Source organism: Ralstonia pickettii (assembly GCF_001699815.1).
In the GTDB taxonomy this organism is placed as follows: Bacteria; Pseudomonadota; Gammaproteobacteria; order Burkholderiales; family Burkholderiaceae; genus Ralstonia; species Ralstonia thomasii.
Genome location: NZ_MCGB01000057.1, coordinates 429,772 through 452,173, shown reverse-complemented (window position 1 = coordinate 452,173; position 22,402 = coordinate 429,772). Strand labels below are relative to the sequence as shown.

General features: G+C 63.9%; 19 protein-coding genes. 11 read left to right on the top strand and 8 right to left on the bottom strand.

The window, feature by feature from the left end; all coding sequences use genetic code 11:
• Positions 1-7: 7 nt before the first annotated feature.
• The 4 genes from BEK68_RS09980 to BEK68_RS09965 form a co-directional block, all read right to left on the bottom strand.
• Positions 8-805 carry a BPSS1780 family membrane protein gene (locus BEK68_RS09980; RefSeq protein ID WP_004631101.1) on the bottom strand — a complete coding sequence of 266 codons (798 nt, stop codon included), beginning with the start codon at positions 803-805 and terminating at the stop codon, positions 8-10.
• Positions 796-1,800 (bottom strand): homoserine kinase, encoded by a 1,005-nt coding sequence (locus BEK68_RS09975; protein ID WP_009241174.1) that lies wholly within the window; start codon positions 1,798-1,800, stop codon positions 796-798. Before BEK68_RS09975 ends, BEK68_RS09980 begins: the two co-directional genes overlap by 10 nt.
• 84 nt (positions 1,801-1,884) lie before the next feature.
• Positions 1,885-2,313, bottom strand: coding sequence for a hypothetical protein (locus BEK68_RS09970; RefSeq protein WP_009241173.1), 429 nt, complete (start codon positions 2,311-2,313; stop codon positions 1,885-1,887).
• Positions 2,314-2,407: 94 nt separating this feature from the next.
• Positions 2,408-3,361: a TIGR00730 family Rossman fold protein gene (locus BEK68_RS09965; RefSeq protein WP_009241172.1), complete on the bottom strand. Its 954-nt coding sequence runs from the start codon at positions 3,359-3,361 to the stop codon at positions 2,408-2,410.
• A 4-nt stretch (positions 3,362-3,365) separates the two neighbouring features.
• On the opposite strand from BEK68_RS09965, the gene polA reads away from it, so the two are divergent.
• The 4 genes from polA (at position 3,366) to BEK68_RS09945 (ending at position 9,664) form a co-directional block, all read left to right on the top strand.
• The gene (gene polA / locus BEK68_RS09960; protein ID WP_009241171.1) at positions 3,366-6,179 is read left to right on the top strand and encodes a DNA polymerase I; all 2,814 of its coding nucleotides are present in this window, start codon (positions 3,366-3,368) and stop codon (positions 6,177-6,179) included.
• Between the two features lie 207 nt (positions 6,180-6,386).
• Complete coding sequence (locus BEK68_RS09955) at positions 6,387-7,721, top strand: NAD(P)/FAD-dependent oxidoreductase (RefSeq protein WP_009241170.1); 1,335 nt, start codon at positions 6,387-6,389, stop codon at positions 7,719-7,721.
• A 108-nt stretch (positions 7,722-7,829) separates the two neighbouring features.
• Positions 7,830-8,708, top strand: coding sequence for a dienelactone hydrolase family protein (locus tag BEK68_RS09950; protein ID WP_009241169.1), 879 nt, complete (start codon positions 7,830-7,832; stop codon positions 8,706-8,708).
• A 149-nt stretch (positions 8,709-8,857) separates the two neighbouring features.
• On the top strand, positions 8,858-9,664 hold the full coding sequence (locus tag BEK68_RS09945; protein WP_009241168.1) for a ZIP family metal transporter: 807 nt from the start codon (positions 8,858-8,860) through the stop codon (positions 9,662-9,664).
• A gap of 69 nt (positions 9,665-9,733) precedes the next feature.
• On the opposite strand, the gene BEK68_RS09940 is transcribed toward BEK68_RS09945, so the two are convergent.
• From BEK68_RS09940 to BEK68_RS09930, 3 genes are all read right to left on the bottom strand, one after another.
• Positions 9,734-10,621: a sulfurtransferase gene (locus BEK68_RS09940; RefSeq protein WP_009241167.1), complete on the bottom strand. Its 888-nt coding sequence runs from the start codon at positions 10,619-10,621 to the stop codon at positions 9,734-9,736.
• A gap of 21 nt (positions 10,622-10,642) precedes the next feature.
• Positions 10,643-11,632, bottom strand: a complete 990-nt coding sequence (locus BEK68_RS09935) for a DMT family transporter (RefSeq protein ID WP_004631081.1) — start codon at positions 11,630-11,632, stop codon at positions 10,643-10,645.
• Positions 11,633-11,730: 98 nt separating this feature from the next.
• Positions 11,731-12,828: an aromatic ring-hydroxylating oxygenase subunit alpha gene (locus BEK68_RS09930; protein ID WP_004631080.1), complete on the bottom strand. Its 1,098-nt coding sequence runs from the start codon at positions 12,826-12,828 to the stop codon at positions 11,731-11,733.
• A gap of 414 nt (positions 12,829-13,242) precedes the next feature.
• Here BEK68_RS09930 and BEK68_RS09925 point away from each other — a divergent pair, with 414 nt between their 5' ends.
• From BEK68_RS09925 to folE2, 4 genes are all read left to right on the top strand, one after another.
• Entirely contained in the window at positions 13,243-13,527 is a 285-nt protein-coding gene (locus BEK68_RS09925) for an exodeoxyribonuclease VII small subunit (protein WP_009241166.1), read from the top strand.
• The gene (locus BEK68_RS09920; protein ID WP_009241165.1) at positions 13,524-14,435 is read left to right on the top strand and encodes a polyprenyl synthetase family protein; all 912 of its coding nucleotides are present in this window, start codon (positions 13,524-13,526) and stop codon (positions 14,433-14,435) included. The genes BEK68_RS09925 and BEK68_RS09920 overlap by 4 nt, the downstream gene beginning before the upstream one ends.
• 56 nt (positions 14,436-14,491) lie before the next feature.
• Complete coding sequence (dxs, locus tag BEK68_RS09915) at positions 14,492-16,402, top strand: 1-deoxy-D-xylulose-5-phosphate synthase (RefSeq protein ID WP_009241164.1); 1,911 nt, start codon at positions 14,492-14,494, stop codon at positions 16,400-16,402.
• A gap of 249 nt (positions 16,403-16,651) precedes the next feature.
• Positions 16,652-17,458 carry a GTP cyclohydrolase FolE2 gene (gene folE2, locus BEK68_RS09910; RefSeq protein ID WP_004631071.1) on the top strand — a complete coding sequence of 269 codons (807 nt, stop codon included), beginning with the start codon at positions 16,652-16,654 and terminating at the stop codon, positions 17,456-17,458.
• A gap of 46 nt (positions 17,459-17,504) precedes the next feature.
• Here the strand turns inward: folE2 and tsaD are convergent, their stop codons facing one another.
• Positions 17,505-18,548 (bottom strand): tRNA (adenosine(37)-N6)-threonylcarbamoyltransferase complex transferase subunit TsaD, encoded by a 1,044-nt coding sequence (gene tsaD, locus BEK68_RS09905; protein ID WP_009241163.1) that lies wholly within the window; start codon positions 18,546-18,548, stop codon positions 17,505-17,507.
• 95 nt (positions 18,549-18,643) lie between these two features.
• On the opposite strand from tsaD, the gene BEK68_RS09900 reads away from it, so the two are divergent.
• The 3 genes from BEK68_RS09900 to dnaG all read left to right on the top strand — a co-directional run bounded on the left by BEK68_RS09900 (position 18,644) and on the right by dnaG (position 22,301).
• Positions 18,644-19,867: an NAD(P)/FAD-dependent oxidoreductase gene (locus tag BEK68_RS09900; protein WP_009241162.1), complete on the top strand. Its 1,224-nt coding sequence runs from the start codon at positions 18,644-18,646 to the stop codon at positions 19,865-19,867.
• Positions 19,868-19,999: 132 nt separating this feature from the next.
• On the top strand, positions 20,000-20,449 hold the full coding sequence (locus BEK68_RS09895) for a GatB/YqeY domain-containing protein (protein ID WP_024542213.1): 450 nt from the start codon (positions 20,000-20,002) through the stop codon (positions 20,447-20,449).
• Between the two features lie 40 nt (positions 20,450-20,489).
• A complete protein-coding gene (dnaG, locus tag BEK68_RS09890) occupies positions 20,490-22,301 on the top strand; it encodes a DNA primase (RefSeq protein WP_009241160.1) in 1,812 nt (603 codons plus the stop codon).
• Positions 22,302-22,402 lie beyond the last annotated feature (101 nt).

Sequence of the window (22,402 nt, the reverse complement as noted above, 5' to 3'; positions counted from 1 at the left end):
GTGCCGGTCAGACCGCCTTGTCAGCCGTCTGGCCGGCCGCTTGCGTCACGTTGAAGCAGCCGCGGTAGGTGGCGTAGAACGAGCAGTACAGCACGGCCATCACCAGAATCCGGTACGGCGTGGCAATGATGGGGGCGATGTTGTTGGCACCGCTCGACGCGAACAACGCATCGATGAACAACGGCACCGCGATCAGCAGGATTGCCACCAGGACGCCGTACGCGATGAACGCGGCGCGGTTGCGCCACACGGCCATCCAGCTGAAGAACAGCGCCTTGCCCACCGGAATGCCGTGCCATGCCACCAGTAACGGCGCAAACCAGAACAGCACCGCCACCGGGATATACAGCACCGAGCCCATCACCATGGCGAGGTAGAACTCGCGGATGGCGTCAGCGGTGAGCGGTTTGTCGCTGACCACGGTCATCAGCGTGTCGACATCCACCATGGTCATCAGCACGCCGCTGACCACCAGCACCAGCACGCCGTAGATGCCGCCGAGCTTGAGCAGGCTGCGCATCGCATCCTTCCCGTATGCACGAAAGCCGGCGATGAGCGACGCAGGCCCCACGCGCTTGCCCGCGACCGTATCGCGGCAGGCCGACATGAAGCCCACGAAGATAGCCGGATTCACCAGCAGGATGGCAAAAACCCCAATCGGCGGCACCAGCAGCATCAGAAGGTTGACCGCGAACAGGTAGATGAACAGCAGCAGTAAGAACCCGATCGGGTTCTTGCGAAACAGCCACGCACCCTGGCGCAGCCAGACGTAGCCTTGCTTGGCCGGTACTTCAATCAGTTGCATGGTTGGGGAAGATCCAGAGTCAGGGCGCCCGCGCCAACCCGTTCGCGCAGCACGCGCTCGAAGTGGGTGGGGTCATGCGGCTTGAGCAGTTCGGCATCGCGCGGCAGATAGAAATCCCACAGGCGCGAGACCCAGAAGCGGTACGCAGCAGCGCGCAGCATATCTTGCCAGTGCCGCGTTTCGGCATCGGTGAACGGGCGCACAGCGTGATACGCATGGAGCATTGCACGTGTCCGCTCGGTGTCCAGCACGCCGGTGGCCAGGTCAATGCACCAGTCGTTGACGGTGACGGCCACGTCGAAGAGCCACTTGTCGACACCGGCAAAGTAAAAGTCGAAGAAGCCGCCAAGGCGTTCCGGCTGGCCGTCAGCGGCCGGCTCGAACAGCACGTTGTCGCGGAAGAGGTCGCAATGGCACGGGCCTTCGGGCAGCGCAGCGTAGTCGGCGCTGGCAAAGAAACGTTGCTGGTGCGCGAGTTCGTTTTCGAGCAGCGCGCGCGTGTCGCCGTGCACGAACGGTACGACGTCGGGCACGACTTCGTTCCACCACGGCAGGCTGCGCAGGTTCGGCTGATGGCGTGGATAGTCGCGCCCGGCCAGATGCATGCGAGCGAGCATGTCGCCGACGATGCCGCATTCCGACACCGTGGGCGCCAGGTTCGAGCGGCCCGCCAGACGCGTCACGATGGTCGCCGGCTTGCCGTTGAGCGTGCGCAGGATCTCGCCGTCGCGCCCCGGAATCGGCGCCGGCACGCTGATGTCGTGCTGCGCCAGATGCTGCATCAGATACAGGTAGAACGGCAGCTGCTCGAACGTCAGCCGTTCAAACAGGGTGACGACGTACTCGTGCGTCTGCCCATCCTTTTCCGTGGTCAGGAAGAAATTGGAGTTTTCGATCCCGGAGGGGATGCCGCGAAATGCGCGCACGGCGCCCACATCGTATTGATCCAGCCAGAGAGCGATCTCGGCGTCGGAGACCGGGGTGAAAACAGCCATGCTTCAGGAATGGGAAACGGGTCGAGGGAAAGGCAACCGGCCGGCAGCGGAGCCGGCTCGCAGTGCCGCAGCTGCGGCGCAGGCTTAGAACTTCAGGACGTTGACCGAGGGCACCCGATCGATATCACCGCGCTCACGAATGCGCGGCGAGCTGTCTTCGGGCTTGCTCAGGTTGTACGACGTGCCCATGCCCGACTTGACATGGATGTCCGGCGCCTGGCCCTTCTGGAAGCGGTATTCCTCGACCTGCGTACCGTCGTTGTCGCGGTAATCGAAGCTCGGCTTGATGCGCTCGTTGTGAATCGCGCCGCGGGTCGGCTTGGAGATCGGCTGATTGTTGATGGCCTTGACGTCGGGCAGGTCCAGACCGGCGCTGTCGGAAGTCACCTCGGCGTGCGCGGGCAGGGCGAGGCAGAAAACGGCGCCTGCCAGCAGCCCAGCGTGCCGCATCAGGCGCGCGGCATTGGCAAAGCCGGAGTGGACGGGGGCGGACGGGTGAAGCAGCGAATCCATCATGGACTCCGGCAGGTGATCTGGGACCCTACATTCTAGCAGTCCGGCCTCTCGCCATCGTCCGTTCATGTGGCGCCGAATGTCACACCCGAGGTTACAGATAGAACATCTCTTCCTTGGGCGGAATCGGCGAGGTGCCTTCGCGCTTTTCGTAGAACTCGTAGACGGCATCCAGCGCATCCTTGGGTTCGTCGACGATGCGCATGATGTCGAGGTCGTGCTCGGCGATCAGACCCATCGGCAGCAGCGTAAAGCGGAACCAGTCCAGCAGGCCCTTCCAGAAGTGGCTGCCGAACATGACCACCGGCACGCTGCGCGATTTGCCCGTCTGGACGAGCGTGAGCACTTCAGCCAGTTCATCCAGCGTGCCGAAACCACCGGGCATGACGATGAACGCGTCCGAATTCTTCACGAACGTGACCTTGCGGGTGAAGAAATGGCGGAAGCGCATCGAAATGTCCTGGTATCGATTGCCTTGCTGTTCGTGCGGCAGTTCGATGTTCAGACCGACGCTGGCCGACTTACCCGCGTGCGCGCCTTTGTTGGCCGCTTCCATGATGCCGGGGCCCCCACCGGAGATGACGGCGAAGCCCGCATCCGAGAACAGCCGAGCGATTTCGATGGTGCGTTCGTAGTACGGCGAATCCTCGCGCAGACGCGCGCTGCCGTAGATCGAGACGGCCGGACGGATCTCCGAGAGGTACTCGGTCGCCTCGATGAACTCTGCCATAATCGTGAACATCTGCCAGGAGGCGCGCGCTTTCTTTGCGGTGGCGCGTTCTTCGTCGGCGAGTGCCCGCAGGCTGGGGATCATCTTGCGATCGGTACGGCCATGTGCCAGGTCCGCTTTGGGCTCGTGTTCGACGCCCACCGTCACGTTGACATCCATGTCGGCCGTGGTGGCTTGGCGCGAGGGGCTCACCCCGGTCAGTTCCGTCGCCGAAACCTCCAACGCGGAAGCACCGGCAGCCTGCTTTGCCACGCCGCCTTCAGCGGAAGCGCCATTATCGGAAACGCCTTTTGGCGTTCCAGTCACTTTAGAGTCCATGGGAATGTCGGAAAGTCAAGAAACGCTGTTGCTCGTCGATGGCTCGAGTTATTTGTACCGTGCCTATCACGCACTGCCCGACTTGCGAAACGGGGAAGGGTTTCCTACGGGGGCCATCTACGGCATCGTGAACATGCTGCGCAAACTGCGCAACGACTACCCGGCCAAGTATAGCGCTTGCATTTTCGACGCCAAAGGCAAGACCTTTCGCGATGACCTCTATCCGGCCTACAAGGAGCATCGCGCGCCCATGCCCGATGACCTGCGCGCGCAGATCGAACCGATCCACGAAGCCGTGCGGGCATTGGGTTGGCCCATCCTGGTGGTCGAAGGTGTCGAGGCCGACGATGTGATCGGCACCCTGGCTGAACGGGCTGCTCGCGAAGGCGTTCGCACCATCGTCTCAACGGGTGATAAGGACCTCGCCCAACTGGTGAATGACCACGTGACGCTGGTCAACACCATGACCAACGAAACGCTCGATCCGGCCGGCGTGCAAGCCAAGTTTGGCGTGCCGCCCGAGCGCATCGTCGACTATCTTTCGCTGATTGGCGACACCGTGGACAACGTGCCCGGCGTGCCGAAGGTGGGCCCGAAAACCGCGGTGAAATGGTTGACGGAGTTCGGCTCGCTCGACAACGTCATCGCGCATGCAGGCGAGATCAAGGGCGTGGTGGGCGAGAACCTGCGCAACACGCTCGAATGGCTTCCCAAGGGCCGCGAACTGCTGACCGTGAAGCTCGACTGCAACCTCAGCAAAGAGGTGCCGACATTCGATGCGCTGATCGACGGCGGCGAAGATAAATCCAAGCTCGTCGATTTCTTCTCGCGTTACGGTTTCAAGACGTGGCTGCGCGAGGCTTCCGGTGAAGCGCTGCCCGATACGCGCAGCGTCGGGGCCGCGCGCAACGCCGCGACGCCCGTGAAGAATTACGCCGGCGAGGCCGCACAACTGCAAGCACAGGCCAACCTGTTCGACGTGGAAGCGCCGCCCGATGAGATCAAGTACGAGACAGTGACGACCGAGGCGCAGCTTGAATCGTGGATGCAGCGCCTGGACGAAGTGGATCTCGTCTGCATCGACACCGAGACGACGTCCATCGACCCGATGCTCGCGCAGTTGGTGGGGATTTCGCTGTCGGTCAAGCCGGGCGAGGCCTGCTACATCCCGGTGGCACATCGTGGCCCGGATGTCGCCGGGTTTGATGCGGCAGCGCAGCTCTCGCGCGACACGGTGCTCGCGCGCATGAAGCTGTGGCTCGAAGACGAATCACGCAAGAAGGTCGGCCAGCATCTGAAGTACGACGCGCACGTGTTTGCCAACCACGACATCGCGCTGCGCGGCATCGAGCACGACACGATGCTTGAATCGTACGTGCTCGAGTCCCACCGCAATCACGGCATGGATGCACTGGCCGAGCGGGTGCTGCATTTGAAGACGATCACTTACGAGGCCGTGTGCGGCAAGGGCGCATCGCAGATCGGCTTTGACGAGGTGCCGCTCGATCGCGCGACCGAGTACGCAGCGGAAGACGCCGATGTCACGCTGCGCCTGCATCGCACGCTGTTCCCCAAGGTGGCCGAAGACGACAAGCTGCGCTACGTCTACGAGCAGATCGAAATGCCCGCCTCCATCGTGCTGCAGAAGATGGAGCGCAACGGCGTGCTGATCGATGCCGACCGCCTGGCCAAGCAGAGCAACGAGCTGGGCCTGCGCCTGATCGATCTGGAAGCCGAGGCACACAAGCTTGCGGGTCAGCCGTTCAACCTCAGCTCACCCAAGCAGATCGGCGACATCTTCTTCAATCAGATGAAGCTTCCGGTCATCAAGAAGACCGCGAGCGGTGCGCCGTCGACAGACGAGGAGGTACTGCAGAAGCTGGCCGAAGACTACCCGCTGCCGAAGCTGCTGCTCGATTACCGGGGCCTGGCCAAGCTCAAATCGACCTACACCGACAAGCTGCCGAAGATGGTCAACCCGCGCACTGGCCGGGTCCACACCACCTACGGTCAGGCGACGGCGGTGACGGGGCGCCTGGCCTCGACCGATCCGAACCTGCAGAACATTCCAGTGCGCACGGAAGAAGGGCGGCGCATTCGCGAGGCATTCATCGCGCCGGAGGGCAGCGTCATCGTGTCGGCCGACTACTCGCAGATCGAACTGCGCATCATGGCCCATCTGTCGCAGGACGAAGGCCTGATGCGCGCATTCCGTGAGGGCCAGGACGTTCACCGCGCGACCGCTGCTGAAGTGTTCAACGTGACGCCGCTGGAGGTGACGCCCGATCAGCGCCGTGTGGCCAAGGTCATCAACTTCGGCCTGATCTACGGGATGAGCGCGTTCGGGCTGGCGAGCAACCTGGGCATTGGGCGCGATGCAGCCAAGCTCTATATCGACCGCTACTTCGCTCGCTACCCCGGCGCCGCGAGCTACATGGACGAAACCCGGCAGCGGGCGCGCGAGCAAGGCTACGTGGAGACCGTCTTTGGCCGTCGCCTGTGGCTGCCCGACATCAATGGCGGCAACGGCCCGCGCCGTCAGGCTGCCGAGCGCGCCGCCATTAACGCGCCGATGCAAGGCACGGCGGCTGACCTGATCAAGCTGTCGATGCTGGCAGTGCAAGGCTGGCTCGACGCGGAAGCGATGCGCTCGCGCCTGGTCATGCAGGTGCACGATGAATTGGTGCTGGAAGTCCCGCAGGACGAACTGGCCGTGGTGCGCGAGCGTCTGCCAGAGTTGATGTGCAGCGTCGCAACGCTGCGCGTGCCGCTGGTGGCCGAGGTCGGCGTGGGCGCGAACTGGGAAGAAGCGCACTGACGCAATCGCTTGCCCCGCCAGCGCCACACCGTGAAACAACGCGTGGCGCGAGTTTGCCTGCCGAGGCAGCCTGCGGATGGCCTTGGCATGCGGTTGCCATGATTCGCCGTATCCATGCGCCTGGGGTTGCGGCGGATTTTGCGTTGCAGCAGACTGCACCTGACAGATCGAGTGATCGAAAAGATTCAACGGCTCCAGGAGAGGCACATGGCAGGGCAGACGGGTGGCGCAGGCGGTACGAACGGGCCTCGCATTGTGGTGGTCGGCGGGGGCGCCGGCGGGTTGGAGCTTGCAACACGGCTCGGCGACAAGCTCGGCAAGCGCGGCGCGGCGCAGATCATTCTGGTCGACCGCAACCCCACACACATCTGGAAACCGCTGCTGCATGAAGTTGCTGCCGGCAGCATGGATCCGAACACGCATCAGCTCGAATACGCTGCGCAGGCGCGCTGGCATGGCTTCGAATTCCAGCAGGGCGAGCTGAAGGGCCTCGATCGCGTCGCCAAATCCATCATGGTGTCCGGATGCGTTGACGCGGACGGCACCGAGGTGCTTCCCGAGCGCGCCATTTCGTACGACACGCTGGTGCTGTCAATCGGCAGCGTGACGCATTTCTTCGGCGTGCCTGGCACGGCCGAGCACGCCATCGCCCTCGACACCGCATGGCAGGCCGAGCGCTTTCGCCGCAGGCTCATCGCAGCGTGCATGCGCGCGCAGAACGGTGTGGGCGATGCACGTCCGCAGGTGGATATCGCCATCGTCGGGGCGGGTGCCACGGGCGTCGAACTGTCGGCTGAGCTGCGCAACACCGCCCACGTGTTGGCGGCTTATGGGCTGCACAAGCTGGACCCGCGCCACGACATCCGCATCCATCTGATCGAAGGCGGTCCGCGTATTTTGCCGGTGCTCAAGGAGCGCATTTCGGCTGCGACCACGGAGCTGCTGCGCAAGCTCGACGTGGACGTCATCACCAGCGAACGCGTGACCGAAGTCACCGCCAGCGCCGTCAACACGGCCAGCGGCAAGTTCATTCCGGCGGATCTGACCGTGTGGGCTGCAGGCATCCGTGCACCGTCGGTGCTGGGCGAACTGGGGCTGCCGGTGAACAAGCTGGGGCAGGTGATCGTTTCGCGCACGCTGCAAGTAGAAGGCGATGATTCGATCTACGCGTTTGGCGATTGCGCAAGCTGCCCCTGGCCCGAGGCGTCGTCCAGCGTGCCGCCGCGTGCCCAGGCTGCGCATCAGCAAGCCACGTATCTGTTCGATGCGCTGCGCAAGCGCATGGACGGCAGGCCAGTCCAACCCTTCGCGTTCAAGGATCTCGGCTCGCTGGTGTCGCTCGGCCATTTCAGCGCGGTCGGAAGCCTGATGGGCGGGCTGATCGGCGGTTCGATGTTCATCGAAGGCTTGATGGCGCGGCTGATGTACACGTCGCTGTATCGCATGCACGTGCTGGCGCTGCACGGCTGGGTGCGCATGTCGGTCGATACGGTCATGCACTGGCTGCGCAGCAAGACGAATCCGCGCGTCAAGCTGCACTAGGCCCGTCCTCGTGGCCGAGCCGGATGTCTGGCTCGGCAACAATGCATTTGCTTCGGTAGACTAGCCGCTTCGTTCACCGTAACCGCCCGTGGGCGCGAGGAGAGTGCGATGCAGCTTGATGCAGAAGTGGAGAGTCTGGTACCCGGCCGCAGCTTTGATCGTCGCGGTTTCATGAAGACGGCGCTGGGCTCAGCCTTTGCGGCGGCGGTGCTGCCAGTGTCGGCGCAGACCGTCCATACCGATTTCAATGGGCTGACGGCCGGAGAGGTGACCGTGCCGGTGGGCGATTTCAAGATGCCGGCCTATCGGGCCCAGCCAGAAGGCAAGACGAAGCTGCCAGTGGTGATCGTCATCAGCGAGATCTTTGGCGTACACGAATACATTGCCGATATCTGCCGGCGCTTTGCCAAGCTCGGTTATCTGGCGATCGCGCCTGAACTGTTTGTGCGCCAGGGCGATCCGCGTGCTTATGGGACGGTGCAGGAAACCGTTGCCAACGTGGTTTCAAAGGTGCCGGATTCCCAGGTGGCGGGCGATATCGACGCCACGATCGCATGGGCCACCGAGAACGGCGGCGACGCGGCGCGTATTGGCATGACCGGCTTCTGCTGGGGCGGGCGCCAAGTCTGGCTGGCTGCGGAGCGCAACCCCGGCATCAAGGCTGCAGTAGCGTGGTACGGGCCGCTGAAGGGCAATCCGAATCCGCTGCAACCGGTTTCGCCCGTCGACAAGGTGGACGAACTGAAAGCGCCCGTGCTGGGTCTCTACGGCGCGAAGGACACCGTGATCACGGAAGACGTGCGCGACACGATGAAGGTCGCGCTGGAAAAATCCAGGAACCCCAAGGCGCATGCATCGCGCATCATCGTGTACCCGAATTCCGGCCACGCATTTCACGCTGACTACCGCCCGAGCTATGTGAAGGCGGATGCGGAAGATGGCTGGAAGAAGTGCCTCGCCTGGTTCAAGGATCACGGCGTGGTGTAGCAGCGCGACGCGCCGAACGCGAAAGGCTCTGGGGAGTCGCCCCGGGGCCTTTTCTTTTGCCTGCACTGGCAAAGGTTGGCAAAGCGGCATACAATCCGCCCTTCTTGCAACTCTGTTGCGTTTATTGGCTCCCGCTGCGTCACCTCCGCATGACCTTCGATACCACCCTGTTAGGCATTCTCCTGGCCACTGCGCTGTCTGGCATCGGCAGCATGGCGGGCGCTGCCGCGCTGTCTCTGACCGTGCTGTCGCGCATGGTCGATCGGATGGTCAGTTTCTCGGTGGGCGTGCTGCTGGCCACGTCGCTGCTGCATTCGTTGCCGGAGGCGTTCGAAGCCCATCGCGGCATCGAGCCCAATACGCATGCGTTGTTCGCCACGTTGCTCGCCGGGCTGCTGGGTTTTTTCCTGCTGGAAAAGATCTCACTGATCCGCCATTCACATCACCACGAGGGTGATGGGCACGGCCATCACCACGGCCATGACCGGCAGGAAGCCGGGCGCAGTGGCCTGATGATCCTCGTGGGCGATGGGCTGCATAATTTTTCGGACGGGATCGTGATTGCGGCGGCGTTCCTGGCGGACACTAAGGTCGGCATCGTCACGGCGCTGGCGATTGCTGCACACGAGATCCCGCAAGAGATCGGCGACTTCATGGTGCTACTCAACGCCGGGTTTTCCAAGACGCGCGCCTTTGTCTACAACCTGATCTGCAGCGTTTGCGCGCTGGTGGGCGCGGTGCTGGGTTACTACCTGCTGGACCGCCTGACGTCGTGGATTCCATACGTGCTCGTGGTGGCGTCGAGCAGCTTCATCTACATCGCCGTATGCGATCTCATGCCGCAGATGAAGCGCCGGCCGCGCTGGCAGGAATCGGCGGTGCAGGTCGCCTTGATTACGGCGGGCATCGCGATGATCTTTCTGCTGACCGAAGGTTTGCACGGTCACGCACATTGAGGCGGCGCATCGGCTTCAAGAAAAAGCCCGGTCGATATCGGGCTTTTTGCTGCGCGCCGGATTCGCAGATTACGGATTCGGCCCCGTCGCCACCGGGCGCGACGGGTCGCTGCACCACTCGCTCCATGAGCCGGCATAGAGCGCGGCGCCCGTGAGGCCGGCGATCTCCATGGCCAAGGCGTTGTGGCAGGCGGTCACGCCCGAACCACATTGCAGCGTCGCGTCTTGCGGCCGTGCGCCGGCCAGTACGCCCGCGAAGTCGGCGCGCAATTGTTCCGCGGGCTTGAACGTGCCATCGGCCTGCAGGTTGTCGCGGAAGAACCGGTTGCGCGCGCCAGGGATGTGGCCGCCAACGGGATCCAGCGTTTCATTCTCGCCGCGGTAGCGGTCGGGGGCACGTGCGTCGACGACGGGCTTGTCGGCGTGGCCCAGGTATTTCTGCACGATATCGGCCGTCACCAACTGCACGAGCGAGGGCTTGCGCGTGATGTTGCCGGGCGTGGCGTTGAGCTGCGGTTCTTCCGGGATGACCTGGTCGACGGGGAAGTACGCCGCTTCCCAAGCCTGCAGGCCACCATCAAGCACGGCCACGTCGGCATGGCCGACCCAGCGCAGCAGCCACCACAGGCGCGCGGCGTACATGCTGCCCTGGCGGTCATACGCGACGACTTGCGTGTCATCGTTCACGCCCAGCGCCTGCAGGCGCGCAATTAGTGCCTCTGCATCGGGCAGCGGATGGCGGCCGTTGGTGCCGGTTTTGGGGCCCGACAGTTCGTTGTCGAGATGCATGTAGAACGCGCCGGGCACATGGCTGGCGTGATACGCATCGCGCCCCGCAGCGGGATTGGCGAGGTCAAAGCTGCAATCGATGACCACCACCGCTTCGGGTGCGCTCTGCTGCAGTGCGGCCAGTTGCGGTGCGGTGATGAGGGTGGCGTAGTGAGCGCGTTCGCTCATGGCGGCAATCTCCTGGGTCGATCAAACTTCCGGGTGAATCTCGGCTTCCGGGCCCGACACGGCTGTCTGCGGCGTCGGATGCTCGGTGCCCGACTGGCGGGCGCGCATGACGGTGGTCACGATGCCGCTGCCGATGATGAGCGCCATGCCCGCCCACGACAGCGCGTTCAGGTGGTCATTCCACAGCAACATACCCCACCCGCTCGCAAAGACAATGCCGGTGTATTGCAGGTTGGCAGTCAGGAGCGTATTACCGCGCTTGTAGGCTCGCGTCATGGCGGTCTGGCCCAGCGTGGCCAGCAGCCCGACAGCCAGCAGCAGGCCGGCGCTATGCCACGTATGCGATTGCGCCCCGCCGATCAGCATCCACACGCCGCCGGCAATTGCGCTCACCAGGGAAAAGTAAAACACGATGCGTGCCTCGTTCTCGCCCAGGTCGCCCAGTTGGCGGACCTCTACATAGGCGAGGGCGGTGAACACGCCAGAGACCAGCCCGACCATGCCGCCGGCGAGCTGGGATGGCCCGCCGCCCACGCTCGGTTGCAGTAGGCACAGCACACCGACAAACGACATCAGGATCGCAGCCACCATCTTCTTGTCGGCGCCCGCGGCTTTGCCGGCCATTGCAGCACCCGCGCCGATGATCAGCGCAATCCACACCGGCGACATGTAGTTCAGCGTCATGGCTGTTGCCAGCGGTAGCAGGCTGATCGACGTGAACCACAGCAGAAGCGACGTTACGCCGAACACGCTGCGCTTGATGTGCGCCGTGAGATAGGGTGTGCGGATGCCCGCGCCTGTCTTGGCGAGGACGGCGCCCATCAGCGTCATGCCGATCACGCTGCGGTAGAAGACGATCTCGCCGGTGCTGTAATGCGCCGAGGCCAGTTTTACGCACACGCCCATTGCCGAGAAGGCGAAAGCGGCGAGGATCATCCACAGCGATTGGCGGGAGGAGCTTTCGACCGTCTGGGCGGCAGTCTGAGCAGCGGTGGCAGTATCGGCAGGCATGGCGAGGGAGAGGGGCGAAAAAAAACGGTGCGGCCCGTGGGGGCTGCACCGTTCCTATTGTGACGCGGAAGGCTGCGGATGCCTACCTCAGTCGTTGCTTAGTAGTGCATCGTGCGCCGATACCATTCGTGGAAGTGCTGCATGCCGTCCTCCATGGGCGACTGGTACGGGCCGACTTCGCTCGTGCCGCGTTTGAGCAGCGCTAGGCGCCCCGCGTCCATGCGCTCGGCAATCTCGTCGTCCTCGATGCACGTTTCCATATAGGCGGCGCGCTCGGCTTCAACGAATTCACGCTCGAACAACACGATCTCTTCCGGGTAGTAGAACTCGACCACGTTGCGCGTCTTGGTCGGGCCGAGCGGATGCAGCGTCGAGACCACCAGCACGTTCGGATACCACTCGACCATCACGTTCGGGTAGTACGTGAGCCACACCGCGCCGTACTTCGGCATCTCGCCGTTGTTGAAGCGAAGCACGGCGTCGTGCCACTTCTGGTAGGCCGGTGTGCCGGGTTTGCGCAAATTGGCATGAATGCCGACCGTCTGCACGCTGTGCCACTCGCCAAACTCCCATTCCAGGTCGTCACACGAGACGAACTGGCCGAGGCCAGGATGGAAGGGCACGACGTGGTAGTCCTCGAGGTACACCTCGATGAAGGTCTTCCAGTTGTAGTTGCAGTCGTGCACCTCGACGTGGTCGAGCATGTAGCCGGAAAAATCGAGATCGCGCGCCACGCCTAGGCGAGCGAGGTCTTCACGCACGTCACGCTTGCCTTCGAACAGCAGACCGTTCCAGTTCTGCAGCGGCGAGCGCGAAAGATGCACGCATGGTTGCTTCTCGAAGTGCGGTGCGCCCAGCAAGTCGCCCTGCAGGTCGTATGTCCAGCGATGCAGCGGGCAGACGATGTTCTGGGCATTGCCGCGCCCATTGAGCATGATTGCCTGCCGATGCCGGCACACGTTGGAGAGCAGCTCGACGCCGTTCGGGTTGCGCACCAGCACGCGGCCTTCGGCCTCGGCGGCAAGCGTGTGATAGTCGCCGACTTCCGGGACCATCAACTCATGGCCGACGTAGCCGGGGCCATGTTTGAACAGACGTTCGATTTCAGTTTGATACAGCGCCTCGTCGAAGTAAGCAGAGACGGGCAGCTGGGTTTCAGACGGCACCAGATTCAGTGCGGCGCTGAGATTGGACATTATCCCCACTCCCAATAACGGTGAAAGCAGTGAACAACCCAACCATCGACAAGATCGATTTGGGAAAGGACGCCATCGGCAGGTGGCCTAGGGTCTGTTGAGGTAGGAAACGAGCGCTTGCTGGCCCCCGCTTGGGCCAACGACCATACGTTCAATGGGCCAACAGACCCAAACCATCGTGCGGAGCGGCGTACACCGGCCCGGCCTTTGGAGGAAAGGGGGGGATTGTACCCCAGGGAAATTGATAAGTCCCTGATTTTCGACCGCTTTCTGCCGCCAGTCGCTCGGTGGCCAGGCTGACGATGCCCTGCCTTGCCGTTGCAAACCGCTACCCCAGGCGTTGCGGGATGTGCGCAGAACGCACGCGGAATTGCCGTAAAATGCCAGATTGTCCTTTTTTGATTCGCAATCGGCATGCCCCGTGCCCCAAACGACGCCCCCAGCGCGTCCGCCACACCCTCCGCTACGCCGGCTTCCTATGAAGCGGCCATGGCCGAACTCGAAACCCTCGTCGCCAGCATGGAATCCGGTGAATTGCCGCTGGAGGCCTCGCTTGCGGCGTATCGACGCGGGGCGGAACTGGTCAAGTACTGCCAGCAGGTGCTAGAGCGCGTGGAGCAACAGGTGCGCGTGCTTGACGGCGATGCCCTGAAGCCGTTGGGCGACGATAGCAACACGAACGAACAGGGCGACGCATGAGCGATTTCGCCCAATGGATGGCGTCTGTGGTCGCGCGGACGGAAGTTGCGCTCGAGCGCGCGCTGCCGGCCGAAACCGTCTCGCCACAACGTCTGCATGCCGCCATGCGGTACGCCACGCTGGGTGCGGGAAAGCGTGTGCGCCCATTGCTGGCACATGCTGCCGGTGCGCTGGGCGACGCATCGCCGGAGGCGCTAGACGGCGTGAGTTGCGCGGTGGAGATGATCCACGCCTATTCGCTCGTCCACGACGACATGCCTTGCATGGACGACGACGATCTGCGCCGTGGCCGTCCCACCGTACATCGCGCCTATGATGAAGCGACGGCCCTTCTGGTAGGTGACGCCTTGCAAACGCAGGCGTTCATCGTGCTGGCAGAGCAGGGTGCGGTGCGCCCGGCCACGCGTGCAGTGCTGATGGGCGAACTGGCGCGCGCCTCGGGTTCGCAGGGCATGGCAGGCGGCCAAGCGATCGATCTGCAGAGCGTTGGCATTGCGCTGTCGCAAGACGAACTGGAAGCGATGCACCGCATGAAGACCGGTGCGCTCCTGCGGGCGAGCCTGCGGATGGGCGCGCTCTGTGCTGAGGTGAATGCCGCTGCCTTGGAGCATGTCGATGCTTATGCGGGTGCTGTCGGCCTCGCGTTCCAGGTGGTCGACGACATTCTCGATGTGACGGCCGATACCGCCACGCTGGGCAAAACTGCGGGCAAGGACGAGGCCAACGACAAACCGACTTACGTGTCCATCCTTGGGTTGGACAAGGCCCGGGCACTGGCCGATGAGCTGCACGCCGCGGCGGGAGCGGCGGTCGCGGAACTGGCCCGCGAGATCGGCTGTGAAGCGGGCCGAGCCCGTACCGTTCGATTGGCCGAGATGGCCGACCTGATCGTGCGGCGTGGCCACTGAACAACATTGCATCGACGTTAGAAGTCTTTGCCAAAACGCCTGAGCGGCGGTCCCACATGACGTACGAACTTCTGAACACCATCGACGATCCGGCCGACCTGCGCCGACTGGACCGCCGCCAACTCGGGCCGCTGGCCAACGAGTTGCGCGCCTTCGTGCTCGATTCCGTCTCGCAAACGGGCGGCCATCTGTCGTCGAACCTGGGCACGGTCGAATTGACCATCGCACTGCACTACGTCTTCAACACGCCGGAAGACCGCATCGTGTGGGACGTCGGCCACCAGAGCTATCCGCACAAGATCCTCACGGGCCGCCGCGACCAGATGGGCTCGCTGCGCCAGCTGGACGGCATCTCCGGTTTCCCGCGCCGCAGCGAGAGCCCGTACGACACGTTCGGCACCGCGCACTCGTCCACGTCGATTTCGGCTGCGCTTGGCATGGCCCTGGGCGCCAAGACCAAGGGTGAAGACCGCGTCGCCATTGCGGTGATCGGCGACGGTGCGATGAGCGCCGGCATGGCCTTCGAGGCGATGAACAACGCGGGCGTCTATAAAGACCTGCCGCTGGTGGTCGTGCTCAACGACAACGACATGTCGATCTCGCCGCCGGTGGGCGCGCTGAATCGCTATCTGGCGCGGCTGATGAGCGGGCAGTTTTACGCGGCCACCAAGAAGGGCGTGGAAAAACTGCTGTCGGTGGCGCCGCCGGTGCTCGAGTTTGCCAAGCGCTTCGAGGAACACACCAAGGGCATGTTCGTGCCGGCCACGATGTTCGAGGAGTTCGGCTTTAACTACATCGGCCCGATCGACGGGCACGATCTCGAATCGCTGGTGCCGACGCTGCAGAACATCCGCCAGCGCGCGCGTGAAGGCGGCGGGCCGCAGTTCCTCCACGTCGTCACCAAGAAGGGCCAGGGTTACAAGCTGGCCGAGGCCGATCCGATCCTTTATCACGGCCCGGGCAAGTTCAACCCGCAGGAAGGCATCAAGCCTTCGGGGCGCCCAGCCAAGGTGACGTATACGCAGGTGTTTGGCCAGTGGCTGTGCGATATGGCGGCGGCCGACAAGCGCTTGGTGGGTATCACGCCGGCCATGCGAGAAGGCTCCGGGATGGTGGAGTTCGAGCAGCGCTTTCCCGACCGCTATTACGACGTCGGCATCGCCGAGCAGCACGCCGTCACCTTCGCCGGCGGTCTGGCATGCGAGGGGCTGAAGCCCGTCGTCGCCATCTATTCGACGTTCCTGCAGCGGGGCTATGACCAGTTGATCCACGATGTGGCGCTGCAGAACTTGCCGGTGGTATTCGCGCTGGACCGTGCGGGTCTGGTGGGCGCAGACGGCGCCACGCACGCGGGTGCCTACGACATTGCCTACCTGCGCTGCATCCCCAACATGATGGTGATGACGCCGGCCGACGAGAACGAATGCCGCCAGCTTTTGAGTACCGCGTTCGCGCAGGACTGCCCGACAGCGGTGCGCTATCCGCGTGGTGCCGGTACGGGCGTGACGGTGCAGCCGACGCTGGAGCCGCTGCCTGTGGGCAAGGCCGAAGTGCGCCGCACGTCCACGGCTCCGGCCGGCCAGCGCGTTGCGATTCTGGCGTTTGGTTCGATGGTTGCCCCTGCTTCGGCAGCAGCTGAGCGTTTGGATGCGACCGTTGTCAACATGCGCTTCGTCAAGCCGCTCGACGTGGCCTGCGTGCTGGAAATGGCTCGCACGCACGATTTCGTGGTCACGGCAGAGGAAGGTTGCGTGATGGGCGGCGCCGGCAGCGCCTGCCTGGAAGCGCTGGCTGCCGCCGGTGTTGCAACGCCGGTATTGCAGCTCGGCCTGCCCGACCGCTTTGTCGATCACGGTGATCACGCGGCGCTGCTGGCGCAGTGCGGGCTGGATGCCAATGGCATCCTCGCTTCCATCCGCGAGCGTTTTGCCGTGCAGCCGCGCGCTGCAGCCCCGCGCGTCGCCTGAGGCACTTTGGCGCCGTGCCATAGGCAGAATCAATCACCCGCATTGCAGCCGCGGGTTTGAGTAGTTGACTGCAAAGGTAGGAAATTTCTTTTACACTCCGCCAGTCTTATTTTTGAATTGTGTGCGCAGTCGCGGGATGGGCAGATTGGATCACTTGAGGGGTGGTCACCGTCAGCCAGGTTCCGCGGTTTCACACTCGTTGCGTGCCGGCCGACTGCGATGGCCGGGCGACCGTAAAGGAAACCGATCATGAACGATATGAACCCGGCTTTCGCGATGCCGGACGTGCAGTCCAGCCACGATACCCGCCAGATTCCCATTCAGCGTGTTGGCGTGCGCGGCGTGCGTTACCCGATGTCGCTGCAAACCCCTTCAGGCGTGCTGAACACCGTCGGCACGTACAATCTTGACGTGCATCTGCCGGCCGACCAGAAGGGCACGCACATGTCGCGCTTCGTCGCGCTGCTTGAAGAAGAGCGCGAGCCGCTGAATCTGGCGCAGTTCCAGTTGCTGCTGGAAAAGATGCTGGAGAAGCTCGAAGCCGACGCCGGCCGCATCGAAGTCCACTTCCCGTATTTCGTCAGCAAGACGGCCCCGGTGTCGGGCGTGCAGTCGCTGATGGACTATGAAGTGACGATGATTGGCGAAGTGCGCGACGGCCACACCAAGGTCCGCGTCAAGGCGCTGGTGCCGGTGACGAGCTTGTGCCCATGCTCGAAGAAGATCTCGCAGTACGGTGCGCACAACCAGCGCTCGCACATCACGATCGACGCCGAGCTGGCGGCCGATACGCCGGTCGAGGCGCTCATTCGCATGGCCGAAGAAGAAGCGTCGTGCGAACTGTGGGGCCTGCTCAAGCGTCCGGACGAGAAGTTCGTGACCGAGCGTGCGTACGAAAACCCGAAGTTCGTGGAAGACCTGGTGCGCGATATCGCCATGCGCCTGAACCAGGACGATCGCATCGTCGCCTACACGCTGGAAGCGGAAAACTTCGAGTCGATTCACAACCACAGCGCCTATGCGCTGATCGAGCGCGACAAGCGCTCCGACAAGTAATCGCGCTGTGCCCCAAGAAAAAGCCGCTCAATCGAGCGGCTTTTTTTCATGCGTGCCGGATGCGGATGTCTTCGAGGTCCCAGCGTGGCGTGACGCCGTAGCCGTAGCCGTCCTGCACTTGTGCGGGGTCAGCCTGCAGCCGCATCGCGCCGGCAAAGGCGATCATCGCGCCGTTGTCGGTGCAGAACTGCAGGTCGGGGTAGTAGACGCGCAAGCCGCGCTTTTTGCCCTCGGCGTTCAAGCCCTCGCGCAACTGGCGGTTGGCGCCCACCCCACCGGCCACGACGATGCGCTTGAGGCCATGCTCGCGCGCGGCGCGCAGCGTCTTCTTGACCAGCACTTCGACGATAGCGTCGACAAACGCGCGCGCAAGATCGGCGCGCGGCTGATAACAGGTCTCGCTATCGGTCAGGTTGAGCTTGCGCACCTGGGTGAGCACCGCGGTCTTGAGGCCCGCGAACGAGAAATCGAAATTGCCCGAATGCAGCATCGGTCGGGGCAGGTCAAACACGCCCGGGTTGCCGAACTCGGCCAGGCGCGAAACGGCGGGGCCGCCCGGGTAGCCGAGGCCGAGCAGCTTGGCGGTCTTGTCGAAGGCTTCGCCGGCGGCGTCGTCGAGCGTCTCGCCGAGCAGCGTGTACTGGCCGACGGCATCGACGCGCATCAACTGCGTATGCCCGCCCGAGACGAGCAGCGCCAGGAACGGAAACTCCGGCCGGTCGGCCTCCAGCAACGGCGAGAGCAGGTGCCCCTCGAGGTGGTGCACGGCTACCAGCGGTTTGCCCAGTGCAAATGCCAGCGCGTTCGCCACCGAAGCGCCCACCAGCAGTGCGCCTGCCAGCCCGGGGCCCTTCGTATAGGCAATGGCGTCGATGTCCGCGCGTGTGGCGCCCGCCTTGCCGAGCACCTCTTCGAGCAGCGGAATCACGCGGCGGATGTGATCGCGCGAGGCCAGCTCGGGCACCACACCGCCGTATTCGCGGTGCATCGCGATCTGCGAATACAGCGCATGCGCGCGCAGGCCGGAGTGGGTGTCGTACAGGGCGACGCCGGTTTCGTCACAGGAGGATTCGATGCCGAGGACCAGCATGGCAGGCGGGGCGTGAGGAATGCAATGGGAAGGCTGCTGAAGATAGCACAAGTTAAAATGCGCGGTTTCTTCAAGAATAGGGCGGCGCAGCGATCATGATGCGGTGCGATGTAGCGGTGATCGGCGCAGGCGCGGCCGGGATGATGTGCGCGGCCGTGGCCGGGCAGCGCGGCGCACGTGTGGTGCTGATCGACCACGCGACGAAGCTGGCCGAGAAAATCCGCATCTCCGGCGGCGGCCGCTGCAACTTCACCAACGTCAACGCGGGCCCCGCCAACTACCTGTCGAACAACCCGCACTTCAGCCGTTCGGCGCTGGCGCGGTATACGGCGCAGGACTTCATCAGCCTTGTCTCCAGCTACCGCATTCCGTATCACGAGAAGCACAAGGGCCAGCTTTTCTGCGACGACAGTGCGGAAGACATCATCCGCATGCTCGAAACAGAATGCGAGCGGGGCAACGTCATCTGGCGCACCGGCTGCGCGATCGCTGAAGTCGGCAAGGACGGCGAGGCCTATCGCCTGTCGACCAGTGCGGGCGAGATCGTCGCCAACAAGGTGGTGATCGCCACGGGCGGCCTGTCCATCCCCAAGATCGGCGCGACCGATTTCGGGTATCGCATTGCGCGCCAATTCGGTTTGAAGATCGTTGAGACGCACCCGGCATTGGTGCCGCTCACCTTCAACGCCGAGCATTGGGCGCCGTTCTCGGCGTTGTCGGGCGTGTCGATGGAAGTGGACGTGACCGTTGCGCAGCCTCCCGGCAAGGGCGGTCGCAAAGGGAGCGCGACGATGTTCCGCGAAGACTTGCTGCTGACCCATCGCGGGCTGTCGGGGCCGGCCGTGCTGCAAATCTCCAGTTTTTGGCATGCCGGCCAGCCGCTTCTTATCGATCTGCTGCCGGACACCGACGCCGGGCAGTGGCTGTGCGATGAGAAAACCGGCTCACGCAAGCAACTCGGTACGTTCCTGGCGCAGCGCCTGCCGGAACGCGTCGCGCAGGCATGGTGCGCCACGCACGGCGCCAACCCGCAGGCGCCGATTGCCGAGCTGCCCGACAAGGTGCTGCGCACACTTGGCGCCGCACTCAACCGCTGGGAATTGACCCCGTCCGGCAGCGAAGGGTATCGGAAAGCCGAGGTGACGCGCGGCGGGGTCGATACGCGCGCGCTGTCATCCGCCACCATGGAGGCCCAATCGGCACCCGGCCTGTACTTCATCGGCGAGGTGGTCGACGTGACAGGCTGGCTCGGCGGCTACAACTTCCAGTGGGCGTGGGCTTCGGCCGTCGCGGCAGGAGAGGCTGCCTCGGCCCGTTGATCCCCCACGGATCTGTCCTGGAACTGTTCGGGTTCTGTGCTACGATCAGTGATCCATTTTTCAAAGTTTGCAACCCGCTGGGCCCACCGTCCAAGCGGGTTTTGCCGTTTATCGGAGTTCGGAATGTCGCAGTTGTCCCTCAAGGCACAGATCACGGAAGACATGAAGGCCGCCATGCGCGCCAAGGAAACGGATCGTCTGGGCACGATCCGTCTGTTGCAGGCTGCCATCAAGCAGCGCGAGGTGGACGAACGCATTGAACTGGATGACGCTGCCGTGCTGGCCGTGATCGACAAGATGCTCAAGCAGCGCAAGGATTCCATCACCGCATTCGAGCAAGCCGGCCGTGACGATCTCGTCGCCAAGGAAGCGGCAGAGGTGGCCGTGCTGCAGGTCTATATGCCCGCGCAACTGTCGGAAGCCGAAGTCGACGCTGCGGTGCGTGACGCCGTGGCCAAGGCCGGCGCAGCTGGCCCGCAAGACATGGGCAAGGTGATGGGCATCCTCAAGCCCGCCCTGGCCGGCCGCGCCGACATGACGCAAGTCTCGGCACGCGTGAAGGCCGCCCTGGCGGGCGCCTGAATCCCCTCCACCCTCGCAGCATCCAAGGGGCGCACCCCGCGTGATCCCGCAGCCGTTCATTGACGATCTGCTCAACCGCGTCGATATCGTCGACGTGGTGGGCCGTTACGTGCAGTTGAAGAAGGGCGGCGCCAATTTCATGGGGCTGTGCCCCTTCCATAACGAGAAGTCGCCGTCGTTCTCGGTGTCGCCCACCAAGCAGTTCTATCACTGCTTCGGCTGCGGCGCGCATGGGTCGGCCATCGGCTTCCTGATGGAGTTTTCCGGGCAATCGTACGTCGAGGCCATCAAGGATCTTGCGCAGTCCGTGGGCATGGTGGTGCCCGAAGAGCGCGGTGGCCTGCCGCCCGCCGCGCGTGCGGAGCAGCAAGCCAAGACCGTCGCACTCGGCGACGTCATGGCCCGTGCCTGCGACCACTACCGCAAGCAATTGCGCAGCGCCCCCAATGCCATCCAATACCTCAAAGGCCGCGGCCTGACGGGCGAGATCGCCGCACACTTCGGCCTCGGCTATGCGCCGGACGATTGGCAATCGCTCGAAGCCGTGTTCGGCCCATACCGCGAAGACGCCACTGCCGCACCGCTCATCGAAGCCGGCCTCGTCATTGAAAGCGAGAAGACCGGCGCCGATGGCTCGCACCGCCGCTACGACCGCTTCCGCGATCGCATCATGTTCCCCATCCGCAATACCAAAGGCGTGGTGATCGGCTTTGGCGGCCGGGTGCTGGGGCAAGGCGAGCCGAAATATCTCAACTCCCCCGAAACGCCGCTGTTCAGCAAGGGCACCGAGCTGTACGGGCTGTTCGAGGCACGCAACGCCATCCGCGAGTTCGACTATGTGCTGGTCGTGGAAGGCTATATGGACGTCGTCGCGCTGGCGCAGCTGGGGTTTGCCAATGCGGTGGCCACGCTGGGCACGGCGTGCACGCCGACTCACGTGCAGAAGCTGCTGCGGCAGGTCGACACTGTCATCTTCTCGTTTGATGGAGATAGCGCCGGGCGCCGCGCCGCACGTCGTGCGCTCGAAGCCTGCCTGCCGCACGCCACCGACAACAAGACCATCAAGTTCCTCTTCCTGCCCGCCGAGCACGATCCGGACAGCTTCGTGCGCGAAGAGGGCACCGAGGCCTTCGCCCGTGAAGTGCACAACGCGATGCCGCTGTCGCGCTTCCTGCTCCAGGCGGTGACCGAAGATCTCGACCTGCGTCAACCCGAGGGCCGTGCCCGCGCCCAATACGAGGCCAAGCCGCTGCTGAGCGCCATGCCCGCCGGCGGCCTGCGCCTGCAGATTGTGCGCGGCCTGGCCGACATGACAGGCACCACGCCTGCCGACATCGAAGCGCTATGTGGCCTTCGCAGCGACCCGGCCCAAGCGGGCCGCATGACGCAAAAGCGGCCCCGCGTGGCGCGCACCGCACCTACGGCGCTTGAGCAGAAGGTGTTGCGCCTGCTGATGCGCTATCCCGCGCTGGCCGCTCGGCTCGACGCCGATGCCCGCGCCCAGTTGACAGCGCCGCAATTGCCCCAAGGTGAGGTATTGGCGGCGCTGCTGGGCGAATGCGATGCTGTGGGTCCGGAAGTGCACTTCGGCGCCTTTGTTGAGCGCTTGGGGCAGACGCCCTATGCCGAGGCCTTTGCCGGGCTGCGCACGGCTGTGCTCCAGGACGACATCGAACTGGAGCCGGCCATGTCCGAATTCGATACTGCCGTACAAAAGATGCTCGCCGAGCCGCTCAAGCGCGAGCTGGAGATGTTGCAGCGCAAGATGGAAGCCGGCCATGCCGGCGACGACGACAAGGAGCGCATGCGCTGGCTGGTGGGCGAAATCAGCCGCCGCCGACAGCTCGTGTAGCGCATGCGCCGCAGAGGCAAGCTCCAAGCGGGGCGGGCAATTGCGGGTAGCCCCTTGATTTTTCAGGCGAAAACCCGACTTTCGTTTAGACCGGCTTGGTC

Bases quoted from the DNA above. Each gene is read 5' to 3' on its own strand.
- BEK68_RS09980 (WP_004631101.1), bottom strand. From the start codon at position 805: ATGCAACTGATTGAAGTACCGGCCAAGCAAGGCTACGTCTGGCTGCGC.
- BEK68_RS09975 (WP_009241174.1), bottom strand. From the start codon at position 1,800: ATGGCTGTTTTCACCCCGGTCTCCGACGCCGAGATCGCTCTCTGGCTG.
- BEK68_RS09970 (WP_009241173.1), bottom strand. From the start codon at position 2,313: ATGGATTCGCTGCTTCACCCGTCCGCCCCCGTCCACTCCGGCTTTGCC.
- BEK68_RS09965 (WP_009241172.1), bottom strand. From the start codon at position 3,361: ATGGACTCTAAAGTGACTGGAACGCCAAAAGGCGTTTCCGATAATGGC.
- polA (WP_009241171.1), top strand. From the start codon at position 3,366: ATGTCGGAAAGTCAAGAAACGCTGTTGCTCGTCGATGGCTCGAGTTAT.
- BEK68_RS09955 (WP_009241170.1), top strand. From the start codon at position 6,387: ATGGCAGGGCAGACGGGTGGCGCAGGCGGTACGAACGGGCCTCGCATT.
- BEK68_RS09950 (WP_009241169.1), top strand. From the start codon at position 7,830: ATGCAGCTTGATGCAGAAGTGGAGAGTCTGGTACCCGGCCGCAGCTTT.
- BEK68_RS09945 (WP_009241168.1), top strand. From the start codon at position 8,858: ATGACCTTCGATACCACCCTGTTAGGCATTCTCCTGGCCACTGCGCTG.
- BEK68_RS09940 (WP_009241167.1), bottom strand. From the start codon at position 10,621: ATGAGCGAACGCGCTCACTACGCCACCCTCATCACCGCACCGCAACTG.
- BEK68_RS09935 (WP_004631081.1), bottom strand. From the start codon at position 11,632: ATGCCTGCCGATACTGCCACCGCTGCTCAGACTGCCGCCCAGACGGTC.
- BEK68_RS09930 (WP_004631080.1), bottom strand. From the start codon at position 12,828: ATGTCCAATCTCAGCGCCGCACTGAATCTGGTGCCGTCTGAAACCCAG.
- BEK68_RS09925 (WP_009241166.1), top strand. From the start codon at position 13,243: ATGCCCCGTGCCCCAAACGACGCCCCCAGCGCGTCCGCCACACCCTCC.
- BEK68_RS09920 (WP_009241165.1), top strand. From the start codon at position 13,524: ATGAGCGATTTCGCCCAATGGATGGCGTCTGTGGTCGCGCGGACGGAA.
- dxs (WP_009241164.1), top strand. From the start codon at position 14,492: ATGACGTACGAACTTCTGAACACCATCGACGATCCGGCCGACCTGCGC.
- folE2 (WP_004631071.1), top strand. From the start codon at position 16,652: ATGAACGATATGAACCCGGCTTTCGCGATGCCGGACGTGCAGTCCAGC.
- tsaD (WP_009241163.1), bottom strand. From the start codon at position 18,548: ATGCTGGTCCTCGGCATCGAATCCTCCTGTGACGAAACCGGCGTCGCC.
- BEK68_RS09900 (WP_009241162.1), top strand. From the start codon at position 18,644: ATGATGCGGTGCGATGTAGCGGTGATCGGCGCAGGCGCGGCCGGGATG.